This is a genomic window from bacterium (assembly GCA_016703265.1).
Taxonomy (GTDB): Bacteria; Krumholzibacteriota; Krumholzibacteriia; order LZORAL124-64-63; family LZORAL124-64-63; genus CAINDZ01.
Genome location: JADJCK010000006.1, coordinates 387,140 through 408,174, shown reverse-complemented (window position 1 = coordinate 408,174; position 21,035 = coordinate 387,140). Strand labels below are relative to the sequence as shown.

Sequence of the window (21,035 nt, the reverse complement as noted above, 5' to 3'; positions counted from 1 at the left end):
GAACGACTGGCACAAGGAGGAATGGTAATGTCGCTGACTCGCAAACACCTGATGATCTTGGCTGCCATCGTGGGCCTGATGGCCCTGACGGCCTGCACCAGGGAAATCACGACTATCGTGCAGGAAGAGCCGCAGCCTTCGAGCTGCTTCGAGTGCCACTCCGACACGGACCTGGCCGTGCTGCGCGCCCAGACCGAGTGGGCCGAGAGCGTGCACGGCGAGGGCGAGACCGTGTTCGAGGGCACGAACGCCTCTTGCGTGCGCTGCCACGCCAACGAGGGCTTCATCCAGTACGTCGAGGATCCCGCGCGGCTGACCTACACCGCCACGACGACCCCGACGAACATCAACTGCTTCACCTGCCACGCCCCGCACAGCAACGGCGACTTCGGTCTGCGGGTCACGACGGCGACGGCGCTGCTCAGTGGCGAAAGCTACGACCTGGGCCTGGGCAACACCTGCGTCGTGTGCCACCAGGCGCGTCGCGACGTGGCCGTCTACATCACCAGCGCCAACAACATCAACAGCCGCTACGGCCCGCACCATGGCCCGCAGGGCGACCTGCTGCTGGGCAGCAACGGCTACGAGTATGCCGGCTACACCTACACCGAGACCCCGTACCATCGCACGCTGAACGAAGACGGCTGCGTGAACTGCCACATGCGCAACGTTGCGCACCTGGTCGGCGGCCACACGTTCAATGTTTCGACCTACAACGTCGAGGAAGACGAGACCATCTACAACACCGGCGCCTGCGTGGGCTGCCATGAGGACATCGGCGACAACTTCGACTACAACGGCGTGCAGACCGAGATCGACGGCCTGCTGGTCGAGTTGCAGGCCCTGCTGCTGGCCGCCGGGTTCGTGAATGATGCCGGTACGCCGGTCACCGCCACCGGTCGCCCGGCCGATGACGCCGGCGCGATCTGGAACTTCATGTTCATAGGCACCGAGGACCGCAGCCACGGCGTGCACAACCCCGCGTATGCCCGTGACCTGCTCCAGTCGTCGATCGCCTACATGGAGTCGCGCGCCCCGGCCAACTAGGCCGCGAGCCGATTCCGCCGTGTGGAAAAAGGACCCGGCTTCGGCCGGGTTCTTCCTTTTCATCAGCAATGGTGCCGAACGAAAAAGGGCCCGGCGTGAGCCGGGCCCTTGAATCCATGGCCTGACGGCCTCCGCTACGGCCAATACAGCAACCGCCCGCAGCTCTCGCACTTCTGCACCTTGTCGACGTTGGTCTTGCTGACGAACGACGAAGGGATGCTGGCGAAGCAGCCGGTGCACAGGTTGCCCACGACCGGCACCACGGCATGGCCCCAGCGTGCGGTCAGGCGCTTGTACCAGCTGGCCAGGCTCGGATCGATCTTCCCGGCAAGCTCCTCGCGGGCGCGCTTGAGGTTCTCGAGGCCCTCGTGCTTGAAGCCGAGGTCCTCGAGCTGCTCGCGGCTCTCCACGGTCTCGCGGATCATCTGATCCATGTCCTGCAGGGCGACCAGCAACTGCAATTGCGCGTGCATCCTCAGACCCCCTTCAGGGCGTCGCAGAAGGACTCGTAGTCGGCAGCCTGGCGCAGGGCCGCGCGGAGGTCGCCGTCCTGCAGGCGGTCGATGAGGGTTGCCAGCGACTTGATGTACTGGTGCCCGGAGTCCTGCGGCGGGGCCACGAGCACGAAGAACAGGTGCGTGGGCTGACCGTCCTCCGAATCGAAGTCGACGCCCTTGGCCGAGCGCGCGATGAGGATGGTCAGGCGCTGCACCGCCAGCGTACGGCCGTGCGGGAAAGCGATCCCCGGTCCGACAGCAGTGGAACCGAGGTTCTCGCGGCTCTGCAGCATCTGCAGGATCGTGTCCGGATTGTGGATGCTGGTACCGGCGACGAGACCTTCGACCATTTCGGCAAGAGCGGAAGCTTTGTCGGTGGCTTGCAGATCGGGCAGGAAGAGCGCGGGTGAGGTATGCTTAAGCACCTCGACAATATCCATGACGGGCGCACCACCTTGAGAATGCGGAAGAATTGTGCTACCTGTTCGCCTGCTAACGTAACCCATCGCCGGGCGATAGACAAGTTGCAAAAGCGGCCCCGCGCGCCCGGCGGCGGGTCCCGAGAGGGCTCCATGAGCGACGATGAAACATCGCGCGAAGGTCTTGTAATCCGGTCCGGTTCCGGCCATTGCCAGGTGGCGGTGGGCGACGAGAACTGGCGCTGCCGCGTCCGCGGGCGCCTCAGGCAGGGCCCCAAGGAGGCCCAGACGATCGTCGTGGCCGGTGACCGTGTGCGCGTGTCGCTGGTCGCCGGCAACGTGGCGCCGGGTGTCGCCGGCGGCGAGGCCGTCGTCGAGGAAGTGCTGGACCGCCGCAACCGCATCTCGCGCCTGGCCGCGCGTCGCAACGGCGGTCGTGTCGAGCAGGTGCTCATGGCCAACCTCGACCAGCTGGTCGTGGTCCAGTCCGTGCGCGACCCGGAACCGCAGACGGGCTTCGTCGACCGGCTGCTGGCGGCAGCGCTGCGGTTCGGCGTGGACGGCGTCGTCGTGCTCAACAAGGTGGACCTGATGCACGATGAGGCCGAGCGTGCGCGCGAACTGGAGCACTGGGGCTGGTATCGACGCCTGGATCACGTCGTGATCGCCGCTTCGGTGGCGACGGGTGAGGGGATGCCCGAACTGGCGGCCCTGCTGGCAGGCAAGGTCACGCTGCTGCTCGGCGCCTCGGGCGTCGGCAAGAGCAGCCTGCTCAATGTGCTCTACCCGGGCCTCGGCCTCCGTGTGAACGACGTGACCGATCGCACCGGACTCGGCCGTCACACGACCACGCACACCGAATTGCACGCGGTGCCGGGCGGCGGCTACATCGCCGACTCGCCGGGCCTGCGCGGCTTCGATCCCTGGGACATTGCCCCGGTCGACATCCGCGCCTATTTTCCGGACCTGGAGCAGGAGGCGTTGTCGTGCCGTTTCCGCGGCTGCCTGCACCGCGATGAGCCGGGTTGCGGCGTGAAGGATGCGGTCGCGCGGGGAACCCTGCCGCCCTGGCGTCACGAAGCCTACCTGGCGCTGCTGCGCGACCTCGAGGAACGGGAGCGGTCGGCGGGCTATCGCAAATGACGCGCCCCGTGGCGCGGTCGATACCCGGCCAGGGTGGCATAGAAGCAGGCGGCTTCCTGGCCCTCGTGCAGGAGCTTGTCGAGAAGCAGCACGCCGGTGGGCGGCTGCCAGCGGACGACCTTCTCGGCCCGGGCCGTTGCCCACCAGCCGGGCATGGTGCTTCCGGTCAGAGCCGGCGATTTGGCCGTCAGTTCATAGAAGCCGAGCCCGGCGACCAGGCAGGTCGCCGCAACCAGGCCGGCGGTGCGCAAACGGATCACGTCGGTTCCCCTCGTCACGGTTGCGGGCGCCGCGGGGACCGACCCCGCGCGCAGGAGCGGGGCCAACGCAAGCGATGTGCCACGGCCGGTCCGGGGCGTTGACTCGGCGGTGCCGCGGCTCCGCGGCACCCTGCCGCACCGCCGACATGCCGCACGGCAGGAGCGTCGATTGACCGTCACCAGGCGTGCCAAGCAGTCCCTGATGCGCCCGCTCGCGCGGGCGCTGCGGCGTGAGCGTCTGGCGCCCGGCGCCCTGACGGCGTTGCGGCCCGCGCGCATCCTCGTCGTGCGCCAGCACAACCAGATGGGCGACATGGTCTGCGCCACGCCGGCGCTGCGCGCCATCGCCGAAACCTGGCCGGACGCTGCCGTGGCGCTCGTTACCTCGCCGGCCAATGCCGGCGTGGTGCGGCACAACCCGCACCTGTCGCGGGTCCTGGTGTTCGAGAAGCCGCTGCGCCGGCTGCCGTCGTTCGTGTGCGAATTGCGCCGGTGGGACGCCGACCTGGCCATCGTGCTGAGCAGCGTCTCGTTCTCGTTGACGAGCGCGCTCATCGGCCTTTTGAGCGGGGCGCGCCACGTCGTGGGGGCCGACAGCCGCGCGTTCGGGTGGGAGTTCGGCGAGCATTGCTTCTCGCTGGTGATGCCCGGCTCGCCGGTCGTCGATCGCCACGCGATCGTCCACGGGCTCGCGCCGCTGCGCGCCGTGGGCGTCACGACCGACGACGAGTCGACGGTGGTCGTGCCGTCGGCCGCCGAGCGTCAGGACGCCGCCGCGATCACGGCCGCCCTCGGCCTGGAGGCGGGCTACTGGGCCCTGCATCCGGGTGCGGGCAAGCGGCAGAATGTCTGGCCGGCATCTCGGTTCGCTGCCGTGGCCCGGCGTGCCGCCGGCGAGGGCCGGCAGGTCCTGGTGCTGCACGGCCCGGCCGACAGCGAGGCGCTGGCGGCGTTCGGACCGTTGCGCGTGCCCGGTGTGCGCCACGGCGCGCTTGTGGTGGCACCACCCTGCGGCGTCGGCGTGGCCGCGGCGCTGCTCGCGGGCGCCGACCGGTTCCTCTGCAACGACACGGGCATCATGCATGTGGCCGGGGCGATGCGCGTGCCCACCCTGGCCCTGTTCGGCCCGACCGACCCGGGGCTCTGGAAGCCGCCTGCGCCGGAGGTGCTGGCACTGCGGGCGGGTCATCGTGTGGAAGATCCGCGTGGCGACGAGTACGGCTGGATGGAAGCGATCGACGAAGACACCGTGTGGCGCGCCTGGTCCGGGCTGACCGGCCGCTCCGCTGCGAACAGGGGACGGTTGAGATGGAGATGGTGGCGATCCGCGTGCTGGTGCTGGTCTTCTCCGTGGTCGTCCACGAAGTGGCCCACGGCTGGATGGCCCTGAAGCTCGGCGATACGACCGCCCGGGATCAGGGCCGCCTGACGCTCAATCCCCTGCCGCACGTCGACCCGATGGGCAGCGTCATCGTGCCGCTGCTGCTTTCACTGACCGGCTCGATCATGATGGGCTGGGCCAAGCCCGTGCCGGTGCATCCGGGGCGGTTGCGGCATCCGTGGAACGACCATCCGAAGGTGGCGGCGGCCGGCCCGGCCAGCAACCTGCTGCTGGCCCTGATCGCGGCCGTGCTCCTGGGCGCGACCGCGGCGATCGCCTCCCGCCTGCCGGTCGGCCATGCGGCGGCGCCGGCGGCCGAGTTCCTGCTGCTCGTCTGGCAGACCGGCATCGTCATCAACGTCGTGCTCGCGGTCTTCAACCTGATCCCGCTGCCGCCGCTCGACGGCAGCTGGATCCTGACGCGCTTCCTGCCCGACAACCTGCGCGACGGTTACGAGCGCCTGCGCAACTACGGCATGCTCGTGGTCGTGGGCTTCCTGCTGCTGATGCACTACACGTCGGCGGGTGACTACCTGCAGGTCGGGATGATGGCCGTGGCCAGCCCGTTCTTCAACCTGGCGATCGCCGTGGCCCGTCTCGGTGCCTGAGTTTCCACCCTCTGCAGCGTGACGCCTTCGGGAAATGGTGCGGGCCCCCCGCTGTCGCGGGAGGCCCGGAATCCCTGAGGAGGACCAGCTCCGGCCGGGATCAGTCCGCCAGCACGTTGTCGTCGTGGCTGACAGCGACCAGCAGGTAGGCCGTCGCAATGGCGCTCTCGTTGCCCGACGTGTCCACGGCGTACACGTGGTAGGCGCTCGAGCCGACCGGCGGCGTGGTGTCCTCGAAGGACGTCATCAACGTCGGCGTCGCGACCAGGGTCTCGGTCTCGCCGCGGTATTCGCGGGTCACGATGTAGCCGGCCAGGTCGTTGTCGACGGCATTCTGGTCCCAGCTGACCACAGCCAGGCCACCATTGAACTCGACGTCGAGGTTGCTCGGCAGGGCCGGCGGCGCGGTGTCAGGGGCCGCGACGATGGGATTGTTGCTGTCGCTGCAGCCCGTGGCCACAGCCACCAGCCCGAGAATCAGGGTCGTGACGATCATCTTCTTGTTAGCCATGAGTGGCCCTCCTTCAGTTCGCCGGATGCGCCCGATGATGGTGTTGTCGGGCTCGGCCAGCGGGGATCGGTTGCAGTGGCACGTTGTTCAGGTCCTGCCCCGCCGGCCGCGCCGTTGCCCGGTCCAGTGCAAGGCAGGTGCCCTCTTGAACAATCATGAGATATATCGACGTAAGGCCATATTTATTTAGCAATTAGTCTGGACTTGGAGGCATTCCGAGGAAGTCTGCGGCCCGGTGAACCCCGGCAGGGTCGGGTGGAATGCGTGGCGGAAGCATGGGGAGTCTTGCAACTTGCCCGCCCGCCGGGCCCCGGCGGACGGCGGGAGCGGGCCCGGGCCGCGCCTTCCTGGCATTAAAGCCCTTGACAAGTATTGGCTTATGCTCAAGAATCCGGATCGAGCTCGAGCGGAGCGCCGGGAAACGCCAGACCGGCATTGCGGGGTTTGTGTCAATGCCGGGTCTCTTGTTAACCAGGAGGAGTGCCATGACCAAGGCCGATATCGTAGAAGACATCGCCCAGAGGACCGGCTTGACCAAGAAGGAAGTCGCCGAGACGGTGGATCTCTTCCTGGACAAGATCGGCGACCTGCTGGTCGACGGCAAACACCTGGAAATCAGGGGCTTTGGCACTTTCAAGGTCAAGGAGCGCAAGGAGCGCATGGCGCGCAACCCGCGCACCGGCGACTCGGTGCCCGTGCCGTCCCGCAAGGTGCCGGTCTTCAAAGTGTCCAAGATGTTGAAGGACAAGGTCGCCGGCGACTGAGAGGTCGCCCGCAGCGATTCCCGATGCGCGTTCCGCCCGGCGCGGACGATACGGAGAACCGGATTTCCGGCCCCGGCGGCTCGGGAAGCCGGTTCCGTGTCATTGGGCTGCCCCTGCTGGCAGCATAAGGAGCAGCCATGGTCCGCGCCAGCCGTCCGGTCGACCTGCGGAGCGACACCGTCACCAAGCCGACACCGGGGATGCTCCGGGCCATGGCTGCTGCGGAGCTGGGTGATGACGTCCTGGGTGATGACCCGACCGTGCAGCACCTGCAGGCCCGGGTCGCCGAGTTGCTGGGCAAGGAGGCCGGCCTGTTCGTGCCCAGCGGCACGATGGGAAACCAGCTGGCCCTGCGCGCCCAGACGAGCTCCGGTGACCAGGTTGTCGTCGAGGACGGCTGCCACATCTACCGCTATGAACCCGGCGCCCCGGCCGCGCTCAGCGGCGTGCAGCTGACCTGCGTGCCGGCGCCGGGCGGCCTGCCGGACTGGCCGCTTGTCGAAGCCGCCCTCAACCCCGCCAACGTGCACTGCGCCCCGCCCAGCCTCGTTTGCCTGGAGAACACGCACAACCGCGCGGGCGGTCGCCTCGTGCCGCAGGAACTGGTCGCCGGGATCGGGCGTGGCGCCCATGCGCGCGGCCTGCGTGTCCACCTGGACGGAGCGCGCCTCTGGCACGCGCACGTGGCCGGCGGCCTGTCGCTGGGCGAACTGGCGGCGCCGGCCGACACGGTCAGCGTCTGCTTTTCCAAGGGGCTGGGAGCGCCCGTCGGCTCGGTGCTCACGGGCGATCGCGAGGTCATCGCGAAGGCCTGGCGTTTCCGCAAGATGTGGGGCGGCGGCATGCGGCAGTCGGGACTCCTCGCCGCCGCCTGCCTCTACGCGCTGGACAACCAGCTGGCGCGACTGGCCGACGATCACGCCCGCGCGCCGCGGCGCTGGCGGCGGGCCTGGCCCATCCGCGGCTCTCGGTGGGCCATCCGGTCGACACCAATATCGTCATCATCGACGTCGCCGGTCCGGCCGGCGAAGCTGCGCTGGTGGCGCACCTGGCTGCCCACGGCATCCTGACGCTGGCGTTCGGGCCGGGTCGCGTGCGCCTGGTGCCGAACCTCGGGGTGGGCGACGAGGACATCACACGCGTGCTCGAGGTGCTGCACGGCTTCCCGGCGGCCTGAGCGCGCCCCGCCCGTTCGCGAGGTGGTTTTCCTTCCTTCGCGGCAGGTGTATGTTTGACGGCGCGGCCGCAGCGGGCGGCTCGCCATCGCCGGCGGCACGGGCGGCAATCGCCATGGGGCCGGGCCATCGATCCCGAAGGAGTTGCGACATGCCTGCCGTTCCGTCCGGGTCCACACCGGTGTGGGCCCTCGCTCCCGCCGAGATCCGCGCGCGCTGTTGCGATTTCCTGCGCGCACAACTGGCGGCCGCCGGCTGCGAGCGGCTCGTCGTCGGCCTGTCCGGGGGCATCGACTCGGCCGTGGCCGCCGCGCTGGCAACCGAGGCGATCGGCGCCGCGCGCGTGCGCGGCATCATGATGCCGTACGCGACCAGTTCGGCCGCCTCGCTGACGGACGCCCAGGCCGTGGCCGCCTGCCTGGGCCTGGCCGTGGAAAAGGTCGACATCACGCCGATGGCCGACGCCTTCCTGGCCGGTGTGCCGGCCGAGGCGCGCGTGCGCCGGGGAAACGTCATGGCCCGCTGCCGCATGATCGTGCTCTATGACCGCTCGGCGCAGGACCAGGCGCTGGTCCTGGGCACCGGCAACCGCACCGAAGGGCTGCTCGGCTACACCACGATGTACGGAGACAACGCCTGCGCCCTGAACCCGATCGGCCAGCTCTACAAGACCGAGGTACGCCTGCTGGCCGCCGATTTCGGTCTGCCGCAGTCGGTGCTCGACAAGGCGCCCAGCGCCGATCTCTGGGCCGGCCAGTCCGACGAGGACGAACTGGGCGTCAGCTATGCCGAAGTCGACCGCCTGCTGCATCACATGATCGACGAGGGCCTCGGCGAACGGCAGCTGGCTGCGCTCGGGTTCGCGCCGCAACTGGTCGCGCGCATCGGCGCACGCGTGCGCACGATGGCTTTCAAGCGGCGCCTGCCCCCCGTGGCGACCATGCCGGGGCGCCCCGATCCGGACCTGGCCGCAGCCACCGGCGGCGAGGCAGCGACTTGAGCGAAGCCAAGGTGATCACCCTGACGCTCCCGCCGGCCGAGCTGCCGGCCGGCGTCTGCCAGTTCGTGGCCACCCCCATCGGGAATCTCGGCGACATCGGGCTGCGCGCGCTCTCCGTGCTGGCGGCGGCGGATATCGTCTATGCCGAGGATACGCGCCACACGCGCCGCCTGCTGGACCGCTACTCCCTGTCGGTGCCGATGGCCAGTTTCCACGACCACAACGCGGCCCGTGCCGTGCCGGCCATCACGGCCCGCCTGCGCGACGGCGGTCGCGTCGCCGTGGTCAGCGATGCCGGCATGCCCTGCATTTCCGATCCCGGTTATGCGCTGGTGGCGGCGCTGCGGCGCGAGAACCTGCCCTATATCGTGGTGCCGGGGCCGTCGAGCGTGCTGACGGCGCTCGTGTTGTCGGGCTTCCCGACCGACCGCTTCCTGTTCCATGGCTTCGTACCGCGCAAGCCGGGTGCCCGGCGCCGCATGCTCGCCGAGGCGCTGGCCGACAGCGGCACTTCGGTGCTGCTGGAGTCCTGCCACCGCATCCGCTCGACGATCGGGACCCTGCTTGAACTCGACCCGATGCGTGAAGTGGCGGTTGCGCGCGAGATCACGAAACTCCACGAGGAGACGCTGCGGGGCACCGCGGACGATCTGCTTCGGCTCTTGACAGGCCCCCGGCTGCGCGGCGAACTGGTCCTGGTGATCCGCGGCACCGGTGAACGCCGGCAGAAAGAGGTCTGATGGGCATGGCGGAATTCAAGGCGACGGCGCGGGGCATGGTCAGTCCCGTCGTCGCCACGCTCGACCGCGCTGGCTTCAGCCCCACGGCCGTTTCCATCACGGGGCTGGCGATCACGGCCGTCTCCGGCGTGGTGATCGGCCAGGGCCACCTGCTGGGCGGCGCCCTGGTTTTCCTGCTGGGTTCGGCCTTCGACATGCTCGATGGCGACCTGGCGCGGCGGCAGGGTACCGTCTCGCGACGCGGTGCCTTCCTCGATTCCTGCTTCGACCGACTGGGCGAGGCGTTCCTTTTCGCCGGCCTGACCTGGTACTTCTCGGCGGGGGAAGAGGGGGCGCCGACCGGCTGGCACTGCTGCTCATCACCCTGACGGTCGTCGGCAGCCTCACCACCAGCTACGTCCGTGCGCGCGCCGAGGGCGTGGGCGAGACGTGCCTGGTCGGCTGGGTGCAGCGCACCGAGCGCGTGGTGCTGCTGACGCTCGGCCTGTTCATCGGGCGCTGGGCGCTGGTGCCCATCCTCGGCTTCCTGGCGGTGGCCACGCTGGCCACGACCGTGCAGCGCCTGGTCCACGTGGCGGCGAAGCTGCCGGGGCCCGATCCCGCGGCACGGAGGCGCCCTTGACACGCCCGGGCAACGACGGCGCGGCGCTGACCGGCGGCGGCGGCCTGGGTGGTCCGGGACTGCTCGTGACCTTCGAGGGGCCCGAAGGCAGCGGCAAGTCGACCCTGATCTCTTCCCTGGCGGCCCACCTGCGTGCCCGCGGCGTCGAACCGCTGTTGACGCGCGAGCCCGGCGGCACGGCCATCGGCGAGCGCATCCGGGGCGTCCTTCTGGATCCTGCCAGCGAAGGCATGGCGGCCGAGACGGAGCTGCTGCTGATGGTCGCCAGTCGCGCCCAACTGGCGCGCGAGGTGATCCGGCCGGCGCTCGCTGACGGCCGGCTGGTGCTATGCGACCGGTTTGCGGACGCCTCGGTGGCCTACCAGGGCTTCGGGCGCGGGCTGGGGCGCGACCTGGTCGACCAGCTGAACGCCGTGGCCCTCGACGGCCTGCGGCCCGACCTCACCCTGCTCTGCCTGCTGCCGCCCGAACTGGGCCTGGCCCGCATCGGCGGTCGTGCGCCCGACCGCCTGGATGCCGAGCGCCTCGAGTTCCACCAGCGCGTCTACGACGGCTACCGTGCACTGGCGGCTGAAGCTGCCTGGCGTTTCCGTGTGCTCGACGCGACGGCCGGTCCCGACCAGTTGCTGGCCGCGGCGCTGGAACAGTTGCGCGGGCTGGAACACAGCTTGCTCTGTGGCCTATAAGCGAATCCGATGGACCGTTCGAGCCAGACCCCGGCAAGGAAGTGGATCCGAAATGAGCGCTGACCGCGACGGCAAGAGGTTGTACAGCAACAGGTTGTGGGGCAGCGCGGCTGCGTCAGGCTTGGCCCTGGCGGTTCTGCTGCTGGTCGTGCCGGTCGCCCGTGCCCAGGACGATCCTGCCCAGCGGCGGCAGGAGTTCTACGACAATCTCAAGATCCTGGGCGACGTCTACGAACGGGTCATCAACAATTACGTCGACGAAGTGGACCCGCACGAGGTGATGAAGGCGGCCGTCGAGGGCATGCTGTCGGACCTGGACGAGCATTCGAACTACCTGCCGCCGGTCAACTACGAGGACCTGATGACGTCCACCGAGGGCGAGTTCGGCGGGCTCGGCATCAGCATCCAGGTGCGGGACCATTACCCGACCGTGGTCTCTCCGATCGAGGGCACGCCCGCCTACTACATGGGTGTGCAGGGCGGGGACCAGATCATCGCCATCGAGGGCGAGAGCACGCGCGACTTCTCGAGCAGCGACGCGGTGAAGCGCCTGCGCGGTGCGCCGGGCACGGCGGTCAACCTGACCATCCAGCGCCCCGGCACGGAGAAGCCGTTGCCGCTGACGATCACGCGCGACATCATCAAGCTCGAAAGCGTGCCGTACGCCTTCATGATCGACGACATCGGCTACATCGGCGTGCAGAACTTCGCTCGCACGACCTCCGACGAGGTGCGCACGGCGCTCGACAAGCTCACCGCGCAGGGTATGCGCGGACTGATTCTCGACCTGCGCTTCAACCCGGGCGGCCTGCTCGACGCCGCGCAGCAGGTCAGTGAACTGTTCCTGCCCAAGGACAAGCTGATCGTCTTCACGAAGGGCCGCCTGCGCTCGCAGAACCACTCGTTCTACTCGCAGGCGCGCGGCCAGGTCTATGACAAGGTGCCGATGATCGTGCTGATCAACGGCTCGTCGGCCTCGGCCAGCGAGATCGTCGCTGCCGCCATCCAGGACCATGATGCCGGCCTGGTCACGGGACAGCCCTCGTTCGGCAAGGGTTCGGTGCAGACGGTCTTCCGCCTGGACGAGGACGAGGCCCTGAAGCTCACGACGGCTCGCTACTACACGCCCAGCGGCCGCTCGATCCACAAGGACCGCAGCCGTCATCCCGAAGTCGAGGGCATGGAAGGCGAAGGCGACGAGGCCGAGGCTGCCCCGCCGATGACCCTGGAGAAGGAGCCGGCCGACAAGGAAATGGACCGCGGGCAGCTCGAGAAGTTCTACACCGACGCGGGTCGCGTGGTGTACGGGGGCGGCGGTATCCGGCCCGACATCGAGATCGACCAGGACTTCCTGAGCGACTTGGAGGCGGCGGTCGAGCGTGACGGTGCGCTGTTCAGCTTCGCGGTGGACTACGCGGCCTCGCACCCGCAGATCCCGGCGGACTTCAAGGTGACCGACGAGGTATTCCGTCAGTTCGCGGGCCACCTCAAGGGCCGTGAGAAGATCGGCGAGTATCTCGGCGTGTTCAAGCTGACCATGTCCGATTCGCTGGTCAATGCGAACGCCGAGTTCCTCAAGCGCGGCATCCGGCGCGAGATCGCCCGGCGCCAGCACGGCCAGGAAGCGGCCTACCGCGTGGCCATCGAGGCCGACACGCAACTGCACCACGCGCTGGACCTCTTCCGCAAGGGGCGCACGCTGCCTGAACTGCTGGCGCTGGCTGCCGAATGGAACAAGGCCGAACTGGCCAAGGCGGCCGCGGCGGTCAAGGAACCGGTCCGCAACTGAGGCTCGCACGAGCTGAAAACGGAGAGGCCCGTCCCCGGGGGGACGGGCCTCTTCACATGCAGGGAGCCCGGCGGCGCGACCGGCGCTCAGGCGCCGACGGTCTCCAGGATGCCGGTGTGCTGGTCGAGCAGGTCCACCAGCTTCGTGAACTGGGGCTTGCTGATGTAGGCGTCGGCGCCCACGGCCTCGCACTTGCCGGCGATCTGCTCGTTGATCAGGGAGCTGAACATGATGACCGGCAGGCCCTGCGTCTGGCGCGTCTGCTTGACCCAGCGGCAGAGGGCCAGGCCGTCCATGGCCGGCATCTCGATGTCGCTGATCAGGGCCGCGATGTCGTCGCGCACCTCGCGCCCGGCAGCGTCGGCGGCGGCGGTCATCTTCGCGATCTCGTCGTAGCATTCGCGGCCGTTGGCGAAGGTGAGCAGCGACGTGTAGCCGCCCTTGCGCAGTTCGTCGGCCACGTGCTTGCGCAGTACGGCCGAATCCTCGGCCAGCAGGATCGTCCGCGCCCCGCGCGCCTGCGCCAGTTCGCCATCGGTGGTCTGCGTGACCGAATGCTGGAACTGCCCGCGCGGCAGGATCTCGGTGACGATCTTCTCCATGTCCACGAGCAGGATCTCGCGGCCCTCGATCTGCAGGGAGCCGGTGAACTTGCTCTCCGAAGAGCTGAGGTACGGGCTCATCGGGTTGATCGATTCCCAGGACACGCGGTGGATGCGATGCACGCCGTCGACCAGGAAGGCAGTCTTGAGCTGGTTGAACTCCATCACCAGGACCAGCCGCGTGGCGGTGCCCTCGCCGCTGGCGGGCTTGCCGTCCTCGACATCGGACATGACCGTCGGTTCGCCTGCGCCCATTTCCTTGGTCAGGTCGATCATCGTCAGGCAGTTGTCGCGGAACCGAAGCGTGCCGATCACCGAGGGATGGGCCAGGTGGATGCGCGTCACCCTCTTCCGGGTCGTACTGCTCGATGGCCTGGATCTTCAGGACATTGACGCCGAACGATTGGCCGCCCAGGACGAATTCCAGGACCTCGACCTCGTTCGTACCGGATTCGAGCAGGATGCTGGCTTTTGCCATGACGGTTCCTTCCAGGCACAGGTTCAACGGCGGGTTCAGCCCACCAGGTTCAGGCGATGCATGACGTCCTCGAGCAGGTAGCCCTCTTCGCCGACGAGGTTCAGGAACTTGAAGCCGACCTTGTAGAAGGACGGGTTCGTGTCCTGGTTGCACCAGACGGCGCGTGCTTCCACCGTGACGTCCGACCGGTGCTGGACCATCACCGGCAATGTGATCCGGACCTGGAACTGCCGGCCCGGCGTAATCTCACCGTTCGTGACGAGCATCATGCCGTCCGCCGTGATGTCGACGACACGACCCATGACGCGTCCCGACTCCTCGTCGACAACCTTGACGTTGTGCGGCGTGTTCTTTCGCGGACGATGCCTGTTGTCTGCCATACCGGTTCCTGTCCTTTCGGTTGACCCGTCCCGGCCGTTTTCGGCTGCCGCCCGCCCGACTTGAGCCCGATCCCGTGATTCCAGAGGCGGTTGCCGCATCCACCCCGGGCGGCTATGATGCCGCCGCCGCCCGCGGGGCCACAGGGGTCCCGGCAGGCGCGGCGGGGGTGCCCGATGGGCGAGAAGCTTTCCTTTGCCGTCGATTCCGAGGTGGGCAGGCTGGAAGCGGTGATCGTGCACCGGCCAGGCCGCGAAATGGCCAATATGACCCCGGATGCGGTCGAAAAGGCCCTTTACAGCGATATCCTGAACCTCGCGGTGGCCAGCCAGGAGTACGACGAGCTGCTGGGGGTGCTGCAGCGCCGCGCCCGGGTCCTGGAAGTGGGCGACCTGCTGGCGGACATCCTGGCGGACGAGGTGGTGCGCGAGCCGCTGGTCCGCCGGCTCTGCTCGGCTGAGGGTGCGGCCTCGATCGGCGACGAGTTGCTGGCCTCGCCGCCCGCCGAACTGGCGCGCGTCCTCGTCGAGGGGCTGCCTTTGCGCAAGGACAACCTCTCCCGGTTCCTCAGTCGTGAGCGCTACTCGTTGCCGCCCCTGCACAATTTCTTCTTCACGCGCGACAGCGGCATGGTGATCGGCCGCGACGCGCTCGTGGGCAACATGGCCAGCCCGGTGCGCGGTCGCGAAGCGCGCCTGATGGAGGCCATCTTCCGCTATCACCCCGGGTTCGATGCCCGCGCGGTCAACCTGCGCCGGTACGGCGTGGACCTGGCCGGTATCGCCATCGAGGGCGGCGATGTCCTCGTGGCGGCGCCCGGCGTGCTCGTAGTGGGGATGGGGGCGCGCACGACACGGCAGGCGATCGACCTGTTGATCGAGCACTTCCGGCGCGAGGGAGCGACCCAGCACATCGTCGTGCAGGAATTGCCGCTGTCTCCGGAGTCGTTCATCCACCTCGACATGGTCTTCACGATGCTCGACCGGAACTGCTGCCTGGCCTTCGAGCCGGTGATCATGCAGCGACACCACTACGACACGGTGCACATCCACATCGAGGGTGGGCGCGTGGTCTCCATCACCGAGCAGGACAACCTGCCGGCGGCCCTGGCCGGGCTGGGCCTCGAGCTCGAGGTCCTTTCCTGTGGCGGGCGCGGCGACGAGTGGGTGCAGGAGCGCGAGCAGTGGCACAGCGGCGCCAACTTCTTCGCGCTGGGCCCCGGCCAGGTCATGGGCTACGGGCGCAACGAGGCGACGATCGAGGAGCTGGCGGGAGCCGGTTTCACGGTGGTGCCCGGCGCGTCGGTGGTGTCGGGCGAGATCGACCTCGACCGGATCGGCAAGTGCGTGGTCACCATCGGCGGCTCCGAACTGGCGCGGGGCGGCGGCGGTTGCCGCTGCATGACGCTGCCGGTGCGGCGTACGCCGCTCTAGGCCGGACTGTCGGCGGGTTCCGGGGCCGGGCCCTCGATCGCAGCTACGGCTCGTCGCTGCCGCCGTCCCAGATACAGCGCCATCCAGGTCCAGAGCCCCGCCGTGGGCACACCGATGGCCGCCAGCGGCGCCAGCCCCAGGCCGGCCACGCCCAGGGCCTCGACCGTGCCGGCGCCCAGCGCGTCGCCGCCCCGGTAGATGAACGTGTCGATGAAGCTCTTGGCCTTGTAGCGCACGTCGTTGTCCACGGTCGTGAACAGCGTCTCGCGCGCCGGGCGCGCCAGCGCGTAGTTCGCCGCGCGCCGCAGCACCTGCACCACCACCAGCACCGCCAGGCCGGGCGCCGCCGCGAGTGCCGCAAAGCCGGCCGCGGTTCCCACGGGCAGCAGGGCGAGCACCCTGCCGGTACCCAGCCAGCGCAGCAGGCGTCCCGTCAGCAGGATCTCGCAGACGATCGTCAGGATGTTCGTCCACAGGTCGATCTGCGCGAACAAGGCGGCCTTTCCTTCGCGCGTCAGCGCCTGCGCATCGACGATGTGCGCCTGCTCGAAGTAGAGGAAGGTCGAGGTCAGGCTGTAGAGGAACAGGTAGCCGGCCACGGCCAGCAGGTACGGTGAGCGGAAGGTCAGGGTGACGCCGGCCAGGATGCCCCGGCCGTCCCCGCTGGTCAGCGGCGGTGCCGGCGGTTCGGCGGCGCGGTAGCCGGCCGCGTCGAAGCGGCGCGCCAGGCGCGCGATCAGGCGCACGCCCAGTTCGAGGAGCACCGCTGAGATGACCATCAGCCAGGCGCGGCCGATGCGGCCGACCAGTGCCGCCGTCAGGCCGCTGCCGAGGATGGCCCCTGCTGTGCCGCCGATCGCGATCAGGCCGAACAGTCGCCGGCTGCGCTGGTAGCCGAAGCCGTCGGCCATGAACGACCAGAACAGCGACACGGCCAGCATGTTGAAGACGCTGAGCCAGATGTAGAACACGCGGCCCAGCGCCACGACCTGGTCGGGATCGCAGAGTCGCAGCGCCAGCTGGAATCCGAGCAGGTTCAGCGCGAAGAAGCGGTAGACGATCGGCAGGAACTTCTCGCGTCGGTAGCGCCGGACCAGCCAGCCGAAGCACGGGGCCAGGATGATGGTGCCGGCAAGCGTGCCCAGGTACATGCGGGGCAGGTTCTCGACGCCCGCGGCCAGGCCCATCTCTTCGCGCAGCGGGCGCAGCACGTAGTAGGCGCTCAGGAGGAGATAGAACAGGAGCGCCGACTCGAGGGGCGAGCACCGGTTCGCCGGGGCGCAGGTCGAACGTGTGGAAGAGGCGGCGGCGTAGCCGTTCCATGGTACCGATCCGTGCGTTGCGCCGGGGGAGCGTCGGGGCAGCCTAGCAGGGCAGGACGGCCGCGGCCAGTGGCATTCGAGCCGGGCCGGGGCGAATCCACTCCCGGGCGCCGGGGCGTCAGGCCGGTGTCGTGACCGGCTCGGCGGCCTCGAGGCGGCGCGCTGCGCCCTGCAGCGCCGCCAGCAGCGCTTCCTTGCGGATCGGCTTGGGCACATAGTCGTCCATGCCCGCCTCGAGGCAGCGCTCGCGATCGCCCTCGAGCGCGTTGGCCGTCATCGCGATGATGTGCACGCGATCGCCGCCCTCGAGCCGGCGCAGCCGGCGGGTTGCCTCGTAGCCGTCCATGACCGGCATCATGCAGTCCATGAGGATCACGTCGTGGCGATCCCTGCGGAAGGCGGCCAGCGCCTCCTTGCCGTCGCCGGCGCTCGCCGCCGTGCACCCGAGCCGCTGCAGGTGCCCGAGCGCGACCTTGCGGTTGATCAGGTTGTCGTCGACGAGCAGGATCGACAATCCGGCCAGTTCGGCGTCGGCGGCAGTGTTCCCGGCGTCGCGTGCGGCGCGCGCAAGTGGCATCCCCGCGGGATCGAGACGGTCCAGCAACTGGCTGAAGCGTACCGGCAGCGTCAGGCTGTCGGCACCGGTTCCGGGCACCGCTTCCGCTCCCGGCGCGGCACAGGCGAGGACGAGGTGCTCGCTGGTGCGGCCGCCGCCGGCCAGGCGTCGGGCCAGGTCGGGATCGTCGGTGACGTAGACGGCCCGGTCGCCTGCCGCCGCCCCGGCATCGAACGTGGCGGTGGTCGCCACCCGGCACGGGATGCCCAGTGTGCCGAGTCCGCAGGCCAGGGCCTGCGACGAGGCCGGATGCGACAACGCGACCACGGCCGTTGCCCCGTGCCAGGCGGCACGTACCCGCGCCGCCGTCGCCTGGCGGGGAGCTTCCGTAGCGGTGCCGGCGGCGCGCGCCCCGGCGAAAGTGAACCAGAACACGGAGCCGTTGCCGGGCTCGCTGCGCACGCCGATGCATCCGCCCATCATCTCGGCCAGGCGACGCGAGATGGTCAGCCCCAGTCCGGTGCCGCCGTACAGGCGCGTGGTTGAAGTGTCCACCTGGGTGAAGGCCTCGAACAGCGACGTCAGCTTCTCGCGCCGGATCCCGATGCCGGTGTCGGCCACCTCGACGCGGAACATGTCGGACCCGGCTGCAGGATCCGGTTCCAGGGTGATCACGACCTCGCCCTGCGCGGTGAATTTAAGGGCGTTGCCGACCAGGTTGAGCAGCACCTGGCGCAGGCGCGTCGGGTCGCCGCGCAGCAGGCCCGGTACGTTGGGATCGGCCATTGCGGCGATGGCGAGCCCCTTTTCCCGGGCCTTGACCGCCAGTATGTCGAGAACCGAGTCCAGCAGTTCCCGCGGGTCGAAGTCGATCGACTCGAGGGTGAGCCGGCCGGCCTCGATCTTCGAGACATCCAGGATGTCGTTCAGCAGCAGGAGCAGGTTCTCGGCCGAGGTCTGGATCACCTGCGCATACTCGCGCTGCTGCGGCGCCAGCTCCGTCTCGAGCAGCAACGCATTCATGCCGAGCACGCCGTTCATCGGCGTGCGGATTTCGTGGCTCATCGTGGCCAGGAAGGAGCTCTTGGCGGCGCTTGCAGCCTCGGCGGCCAGCGCCATCTCGTTGGCGCGGGCAGCGGCGCGCTCGAGGTCGAGGTTCGCCGCCTCCGCTTCCTCCTTGGCTGCCTGCAGCAGTTCGCGATCACGCGCCCGTTCGGTCACGTCCTGGCAGATGCCCCGGTAGCCGACAGGTGCGTCCCCCGGACCGGGTCCGGGCAGGGCGCGGGCGGTGAGCCGCACGCAGGCGTCCTTGCCGTCGACACGCCGGCACCAGGCTTCGAACTCGAGCACGGCCGTCGGTTCGCACGAAAGACCCTGCAGTGCCGCTTCCCAGCGACCACGGGCATCTGCCGGCAGGAAGCCGGCAAGCGGACGCCCCAGGCAGGCGGCCGGCGCCAGCCCGCTGTAGGGCTCCACGGCGCCGGATATGAAGGTGTAGCGGCCGCGCGGGTCGATCTCCCACAGCCAGTCGCCGGACAGGCGCGCCAGTTGCTCGAACCTTTCCTCGTCCTGCGCCAATCGTCGCCGCGCCCGCTCCTCGCTGGCTTCGATCGTGCGCAGGGAGCGCAACACGCGGTTCGCCACCGCCACGAACAGCGCAGCCAGGGCCAAGGCCGCCAGCCCCATTGTCGCCAGCAGTCGCTGAGAGCGGTCCTCAAGGGCGGCCACGCGTGACAGATGCCGCTGTCCCAGCCCGCGGCGGAGGTCGGCCAACAGGCGCGCGACATCACTTCCGGTGCCCGGGCTTCCTGTGTTCGCGGTGGTCACCGTCGCGGCGGCTCCGGGCTTCACCGGGCAGGCCCTCGCCATTTCCCAGGCGGCATCGGCAGCCGCGAGCTCCCGCTGCAGCGACTCGAGGCCGGCAGCCCGGGCGGGCCCGGCGAGAATCGCCACGAGGGAAGCGGCGCTGGCGGTCAAGTCGCCGCAGTCGTCGGCTGAATGCCGGGATCCGGTTGCGGCGGCCGCCAACGCGTGGGCGCGCCGGGCGTCGAGGTTCGCGGCAAAGGCATCGCAGGCGGCCTGGTCCGAGAGCCATTGCGAGGCCACGTCGAGATGCTCGCGGCCGCGGGCCCGTTCCTGGAGCAGGAGACAGATGCCCAGGATGGAGCCGGCAATGATGCCGGCGCCTGTCAGCAGCCTGACACGGCGTTCGATGGCGGACGGGGGCGAAGACGTCCGGGCCAAGGTCACCTGACCTTGTTGGGGGTTGCGGGGTGCCACGTCGTTCGGAGCAATGCTGATCTCACTGCCGGGATATCGGTCGCCGCAGCCTGCGGTTGAGTCCCGACTGCGGTCGCCGGCCCGGCCGCCGAGGGGGTTGACAGGGCTGGTGATTGCCACTAGAAGTGTCCGGGATGGCTATCGACCGGGCCGACCGGTGACCAAGCCGGCTCGCCGACCCGTCTCCAAGGAGAATCCCGCATGACCCCGGTGCTCAAACGCATCCATCACGTCGAATTTGCCGTCGGCAATGCCAAGCAGGCTGCTTTCTTCTACCGCACGGCGTTCGGTTTCGACCAGATCGCCTACCGCGGCCCGGAGACCGGCTGTCGCGACCGGGCTTCCTATGCCATGCGCCAAGGCGACATCTTCCTGGTCCTGACCACGCCGCTGCGCCACGACGATCCGCTGTCGGTATGGTTGATGATGCACGGCGACGGTGTCTGCGACATCGCCTTCGAGGTCGATGACGCAACCGGGGCGTACGCGCAGTCCGTGGCCGCCGGCGCCGTCTCCCTGCGCGCACCGGCCGTGCAGACGGACGCCGCCGGCAGCGTCACCACCGCGGCGATCCGCACCTACGGCGAGGTTGCGCACACCTTCATCCAGCGCGCTGGTTATCGCGGTTTCCTGCCCGGATTCGAGAAGCGCGAGATCAAGGGCAAGCCCACGGGGCTGACCTGCATCGACCACATCGTCGGCAACGTAGCCGACCGCCAGATGGATCGCTGGGTGGAGTGGTACGACAAGACGCTCGGACTGGGACGCTTCGTGTCCTACGACGACAAGGACATCTCGACCGAGTTCTCGGCCCTGCGCAGCACCGTCGTGGCGTCGCCCGACCGGTCCATCAAGTTCCCGATCAACGAGCCGGCTGACGGCCGCAAGAAGAGCCAGATCCAGGAGTATATCGACGCCAACCTGGCCCCGGGCGTGCAGCACCTGGCGCTCAAGACCGACGATATCCTCGCCTCGATCGCCGCCCTGCGCGCCAACGGGGTCGATTTCCTGCCCGTTCCGTCCGGATACTACGATCGCCTCTGGGACCGCATCGGACCGGTCGCCGAGGATCGCGACCGGATCCGCGACCTGCGCATCCTCGTCGATCGCGACGACACCGGCTACCTGCTGCAGCTGTTCACGCGCCCGCTGCAGGACCGGCCCACGTTCTTCATCGAGATCATCCAGCGCTGCGGCAGCGAAAGCTTCGGCAAGGGCAATTTCAAGGCCCTGTTCGAGACGATCGAGCAGGAACAGGCGCTGCGCGGCAACCTCTAGTCCCGCGGCGGCGGAGGGGCGGGCAGCGGCGCCCGGCCCTCCGGATGCCGGCCGGCCCGGAAGGAC

General features: G+C 69.1%; 21 protein-coding genes and 1 pseudogene. 14 read left to right on the top strand and 8 right to left on the bottom strand.

Translation table 11 applies throughout. The features are described 5' to 3' along the window. The first annotated feature begins 27 nt into the window (after positions 1-27). Positions 28-1,047 carry a hypothetical protein gene (locus tag IPG61_13520; protein MBK6735076.1) on the top strand — a complete coding sequence of 340 codons (1,020 nt, stop codon included), beginning with the start codon at positions 28-30 and terminating at the stop codon, positions 1,045-1,047. Between the two features lie 134 nt (positions 1,048-1,181). Here IPG61_13520 and IPG61_13515 read toward each other — a convergent pair whose 3' ends face one another. Together IPG61_13515 and IPG61_13510 are read right to left on the bottom strand one after the other, a co-directional pair. Continuing rightward, positions 1,182-1,520 (bottom strand): hypothetical protein, encoded by a 339-nt coding sequence (locus IPG61_13515; GenBank protein ID MBK6735075.1) that lies wholly within the window; start codon positions 1,518-1,520, stop codon positions 1,182-1,184. A gap of 2 nt (positions 1,521-1,522) precedes the next feature. Beyond that, on the bottom strand, positions 1,523-1,969 hold the full coding sequence (locus tag IPG61_13510; protein MBK6735074.1) for a PTS sugar transporter subunit IIA: 447 nt from the start codon (positions 1,967-1,969) through the stop codon (positions 1,523-1,525). A 147-nt stretch (positions 1,970-2,116) separates the two neighbouring features. Between IPG61_13510 and rsgA the strand changes: the two genes are divergently transcribed. Further along, entirely contained in the window at positions 2,117-3,106 is a 990-nt protein-coding gene (rsgA, locus tag IPG61_13505) for a ribosome small subunit-dependent GTPase A (GenBank protein MBK6735073.1), read from the top strand. On the opposite strand, the gene IPG61_13500 is transcribed toward rsgA, so the two are convergent. After that, a complete protein-coding gene (locus IPG61_13500; protein MBK6735072.1) occupies positions 3,094-3,366 on the bottom strand; it encodes a hypothetical protein in 273 nt (90 codons plus the stop codon). The genes rsgA and IPG61_13500 overlap by 13 nt on opposite strands. Positions 3,367-3,535: 169 nt before the next feature. Here IPG61_13500 and IPG61_13495 point away from each other — a divergent pair, with 169 nt between their 5' ends. Beyond that, a complete protein-coding gene (locus IPG61_13495; GenBank protein MBK6735071.1) occupies positions 3,536-4,756 on the top strand; it encodes a glycosyltransferase family 9 protein in 1,221 nt (406 codons plus the stop codon). Then, positions 4,675-5,355, top strand: coding sequence for a site-2 protease family protein (locus IPG61_13490; GenBank protein ID MBK6735070.1), 681 nt, complete (start codon positions 4,675-4,677; stop codon positions 5,353-5,355). The genes IPG61_13495 and IPG61_13490 overlap by 82 nt, the downstream gene beginning before the upstream one ends. 100 nt (positions 5,356-5,455) lie before the next feature. On the opposite strand, the gene IPG61_13485 is transcribed toward IPG61_13490, so the two are convergent. Next, complete coding sequence (locus IPG61_13485; protein ID MBK6735069.1) at positions 5,456-5,866, bottom strand: hypothetical protein; 411 nt, start codon at positions 5,864-5,866, stop codon at positions 5,456-5,458. A 485-nt stretch (positions 5,867-6,351) separates the two neighbouring features. Here IPG61_13485 and IPG61_13480 point away from each other — a divergent pair, with 485 nt between their 5' ends. The 8 genes and pseudogenes from IPG61_13480 to IPG61_13445 all read left to right on the top strand — a co-directional run bounded on the left by IPG61_13480 (position 6,352) and on the right by IPG61_13445 (position 12,642). Continuing rightward, on the top strand, positions 6,352-6,630 hold the full coding sequence (locus IPG61_13480; GenBank protein ID MBK6735068.1) for an integration host factor subunit beta: 279 nt from the start codon (positions 6,352-6,354) through the stop codon (positions 6,628-6,630). Between the two features lie 137 nt (positions 6,631-6,767). Next, a pseudogene (locus IPG61_13475) lies at positions 6,768-7,807 on the top strand (aminotransferase class I/II-fold pyridoxal phosphate-dependent enzyme). 149 nt (positions 7,808-7,956) lie between these two features. Then, positions 7,957-8,805 (top strand): NAD+ synthase, encoded by an 849-nt coding sequence (locus IPG61_13470; protein ID MBK6735067.1) that lies wholly within the window; start codon positions 7,957-7,959, stop codon positions 8,803-8,805. Beyond that, positions 8,802-9,545: a 16S rRNA (cytidine(1402)-2'-O)-methyltransferase gene (gene rsmI, locus IPG61_13465; GenBank protein ID MBK6735066.1), complete on the top strand. Its 744-nt coding sequence runs from the start codon at positions 8,802-8,804 to the stop codon at positions 9,543-9,545. Before IPG61_13470 ends, rsmI begins: the two co-directional genes overlap by 4 nt. A gap of 5 nt (positions 9,546-9,550) precedes the next feature. Further along, positions 9,551-9,913: a CDP-alcohol phosphatidyltransferase family protein gene (locus IPG61_13460; protein MBK6735065.1), complete on the top strand. Its 363-nt coding sequence runs from the start codon at positions 9,551-9,553 to the stop codon at positions 9,911-9,913. A gap of 50 nt (positions 9,914-9,963) precedes the next feature. Further along, positions 9,964-10,167, top strand: a complete 204-nt coding sequence (locus IPG61_13455; protein MBK6735064.1) for a hypothetical protein — start codon at positions 9,964-9,966, stop codon at positions 10,165-10,167. A 59-nt stretch (positions 10,168-10,226) separates the two neighbouring features. Next, positions 10,227-10,853, top strand: coding sequence for a dTMP kinase (locus IPG61_13450; GenBank protein MBK6735063.1), 627 nt, complete (start codon positions 10,227-10,229; stop codon positions 10,851-10,853). A 52-nt stretch (positions 10,854-10,905) separates the two neighbouring features. Further along, on the top strand, positions 10,906-12,642 hold the full coding sequence (locus IPG61_13445; protein ID MBK6735062.1) for a S41 family peptidase: 1,737 nt from the start codon (positions 10,906-10,908) through the stop codon (positions 12,640-12,642). An 86-nt stretch (positions 12,643-12,728) separates the two neighbouring features. On the opposite strand, the gene IPG61_13440 is transcribed toward IPG61_13445, so the two are convergent. Together IPG61_13440 and IPG61_13435 are read right to left on the bottom strand one after the other, a co-directional pair. Then, positions 12,729-13,589, bottom strand: coding sequence for a response regulator (locus tag IPG61_13440; GenBank protein MBK6735061.1), 861 nt, complete (start codon positions 13,587-13,589; stop codon positions 12,729-12,731). 168 nt (positions 13,590-13,757) lie between these two features. Continuing rightward, positions 13,758-14,102, bottom strand: coding sequence for a PilZ domain-containing protein (locus IPG61_13435; GenBank protein MBK6735060.1), 345 nt, complete (start codon positions 14,100-14,102; stop codon positions 13,758-13,760). A gap of 174 nt (positions 14,103-14,276) precedes the next feature. On the opposite strand from IPG61_13435, the gene IPG61_13430 reads away from it, so the two are divergent. After that, a complete protein-coding gene (locus tag IPG61_13430) occupies positions 14,277-15,533 on the top strand; it encodes an arginine deiminase (GenBank protein ID MBK6735059.1) in 1,257 nt (418 codons plus the stop codon). Here IPG61_13430 and IPG61_13425 read toward each other — a convergent pair. Continuing rightward, the gene (locus tag IPG61_13425) at positions 15,530-16,744 is read right to left on the bottom strand and encodes an MFS transporter (GenBank protein MBK6735058.1); all 1,215 of its coding nucleotides are present in this window, start codon (positions 16,742-16,744) and stop codon (positions 15,530-15,532) included. The genes IPG61_13430 and IPG61_13425 overlap by 4 nt on opposite strands. A gap of 229 nt (positions 16,745-16,973) precedes the next feature. Beyond that, the gene (locus IPG61_13420) at positions 16,974-19,655 is read right to left on the bottom strand and encodes a response regulator (protein MBK6735057.1); all 2,682 of its coding nucleotides are present in this window, start codon (positions 19,653-19,655) and stop codon (positions 16,974-16,976) included. 237 nt (positions 19,656-19,892) lie between these two features. On the opposite strand from IPG61_13420, the gene hppD reads away from it, so the two are divergent. Beyond that, positions 19,893-20,969, top strand: a complete 1,077-nt coding sequence (gene hppD, locus IPG61_13415) for a 4-hydroxyphenylpyruvate dioxygenase (protein ID MBK6735056.1) — start codon at positions 19,893-19,895, stop codon at positions 20,967-20,969. Positions 20,970-21,035: the final 66 nt, after the last annotated feature.

What these genes read in the sequence shown, in the direction of transcription:
- IPG61_13520 (MBK6735076.1), top strand. Translation starts at nt 28, where the DNA reads ATGTCGCTGACTCGCAAACACCTGATGATCTTGGCTGCCATCGTGGGC.
- IPG61_13515 (MBK6735075.1), bottom strand. Translation starts at nt 1,520, where the DNA reads ATGCACGCGCAATTGCAGTTGCTGGTCGCCCTGCAGGACATGGATCAG.
- rsgA (MBK6735073.1), top strand. Translation starts at nt 2,117, where the DNA reads ATGAGCGACGATGAAACATCGCGCGAAGGTCTTGTAATCCGGTCCGGT.
- IPG61_13490 (MBK6735070.1), top strand. Translation starts at nt 4,675, where the DNA reads ATGGAGATGGTGGCGATCCGCGTGCTGGTGCTGGTCTTCTCCGTGGTC.
- IPG61_13485 (MBK6735069.1), bottom strand. Translation starts at nt 5,866, where the DNA reads ATGGCTAACAAGAAGATGATCGTCACGACCCTGATTCTCGGGCTGGTG.
- IPG61_13480 (MBK6735068.1), top strand. Translation starts at nt 6,352, where the DNA reads ATGACCAAGGCCGATATCGTAGAAGACATCGCCCAGAGGACCGGCTTG.
- IPG61_13470 (MBK6735067.1), top strand. Translation starts at nt 7,957, where the DNA reads ATGCCTGCCGTTCCGTCCGGGTCCACACCGGTGTGGGCCCTCGCTCCC.
- IPG61_13460 (MBK6735065.1), top strand. Translation starts at nt 9,551, where the DNA reads ATGGCGGAATTCAAGGCGACGGCGCGGGGCATGGTCAGTCCCGTCGTC.
- IPG61_13445 (MBK6735062.1), top strand. Translation starts at nt 10,906, where the DNA reads ATGAGCGCTGACCGCGACGGCAAGAGGTTGTACAGCAACAGGTTGTGG.
- IPG61_13435 (MBK6735060.1), bottom strand. Translation starts at nt 14,102, where the DNA reads ATGGCAGACAACAGGCATCGTCCGCGAAAGAACACGCCGCACAACGTC.
- IPG61_13430 (MBK6735059.1), top strand. Translation starts at nt 14,277, where the DNA reads ATGGGCGAGAAGCTTTCCTTTGCCGTCGATTCCGAGGTGGGCAGGCTG.
- hppD (MBK6735056.1), top strand. Translation starts at nt 19,893, where the DNA reads ATGACCCCGGTGCTCAAACGCATCCATCACGTCGAATTTGCCGTCGGC.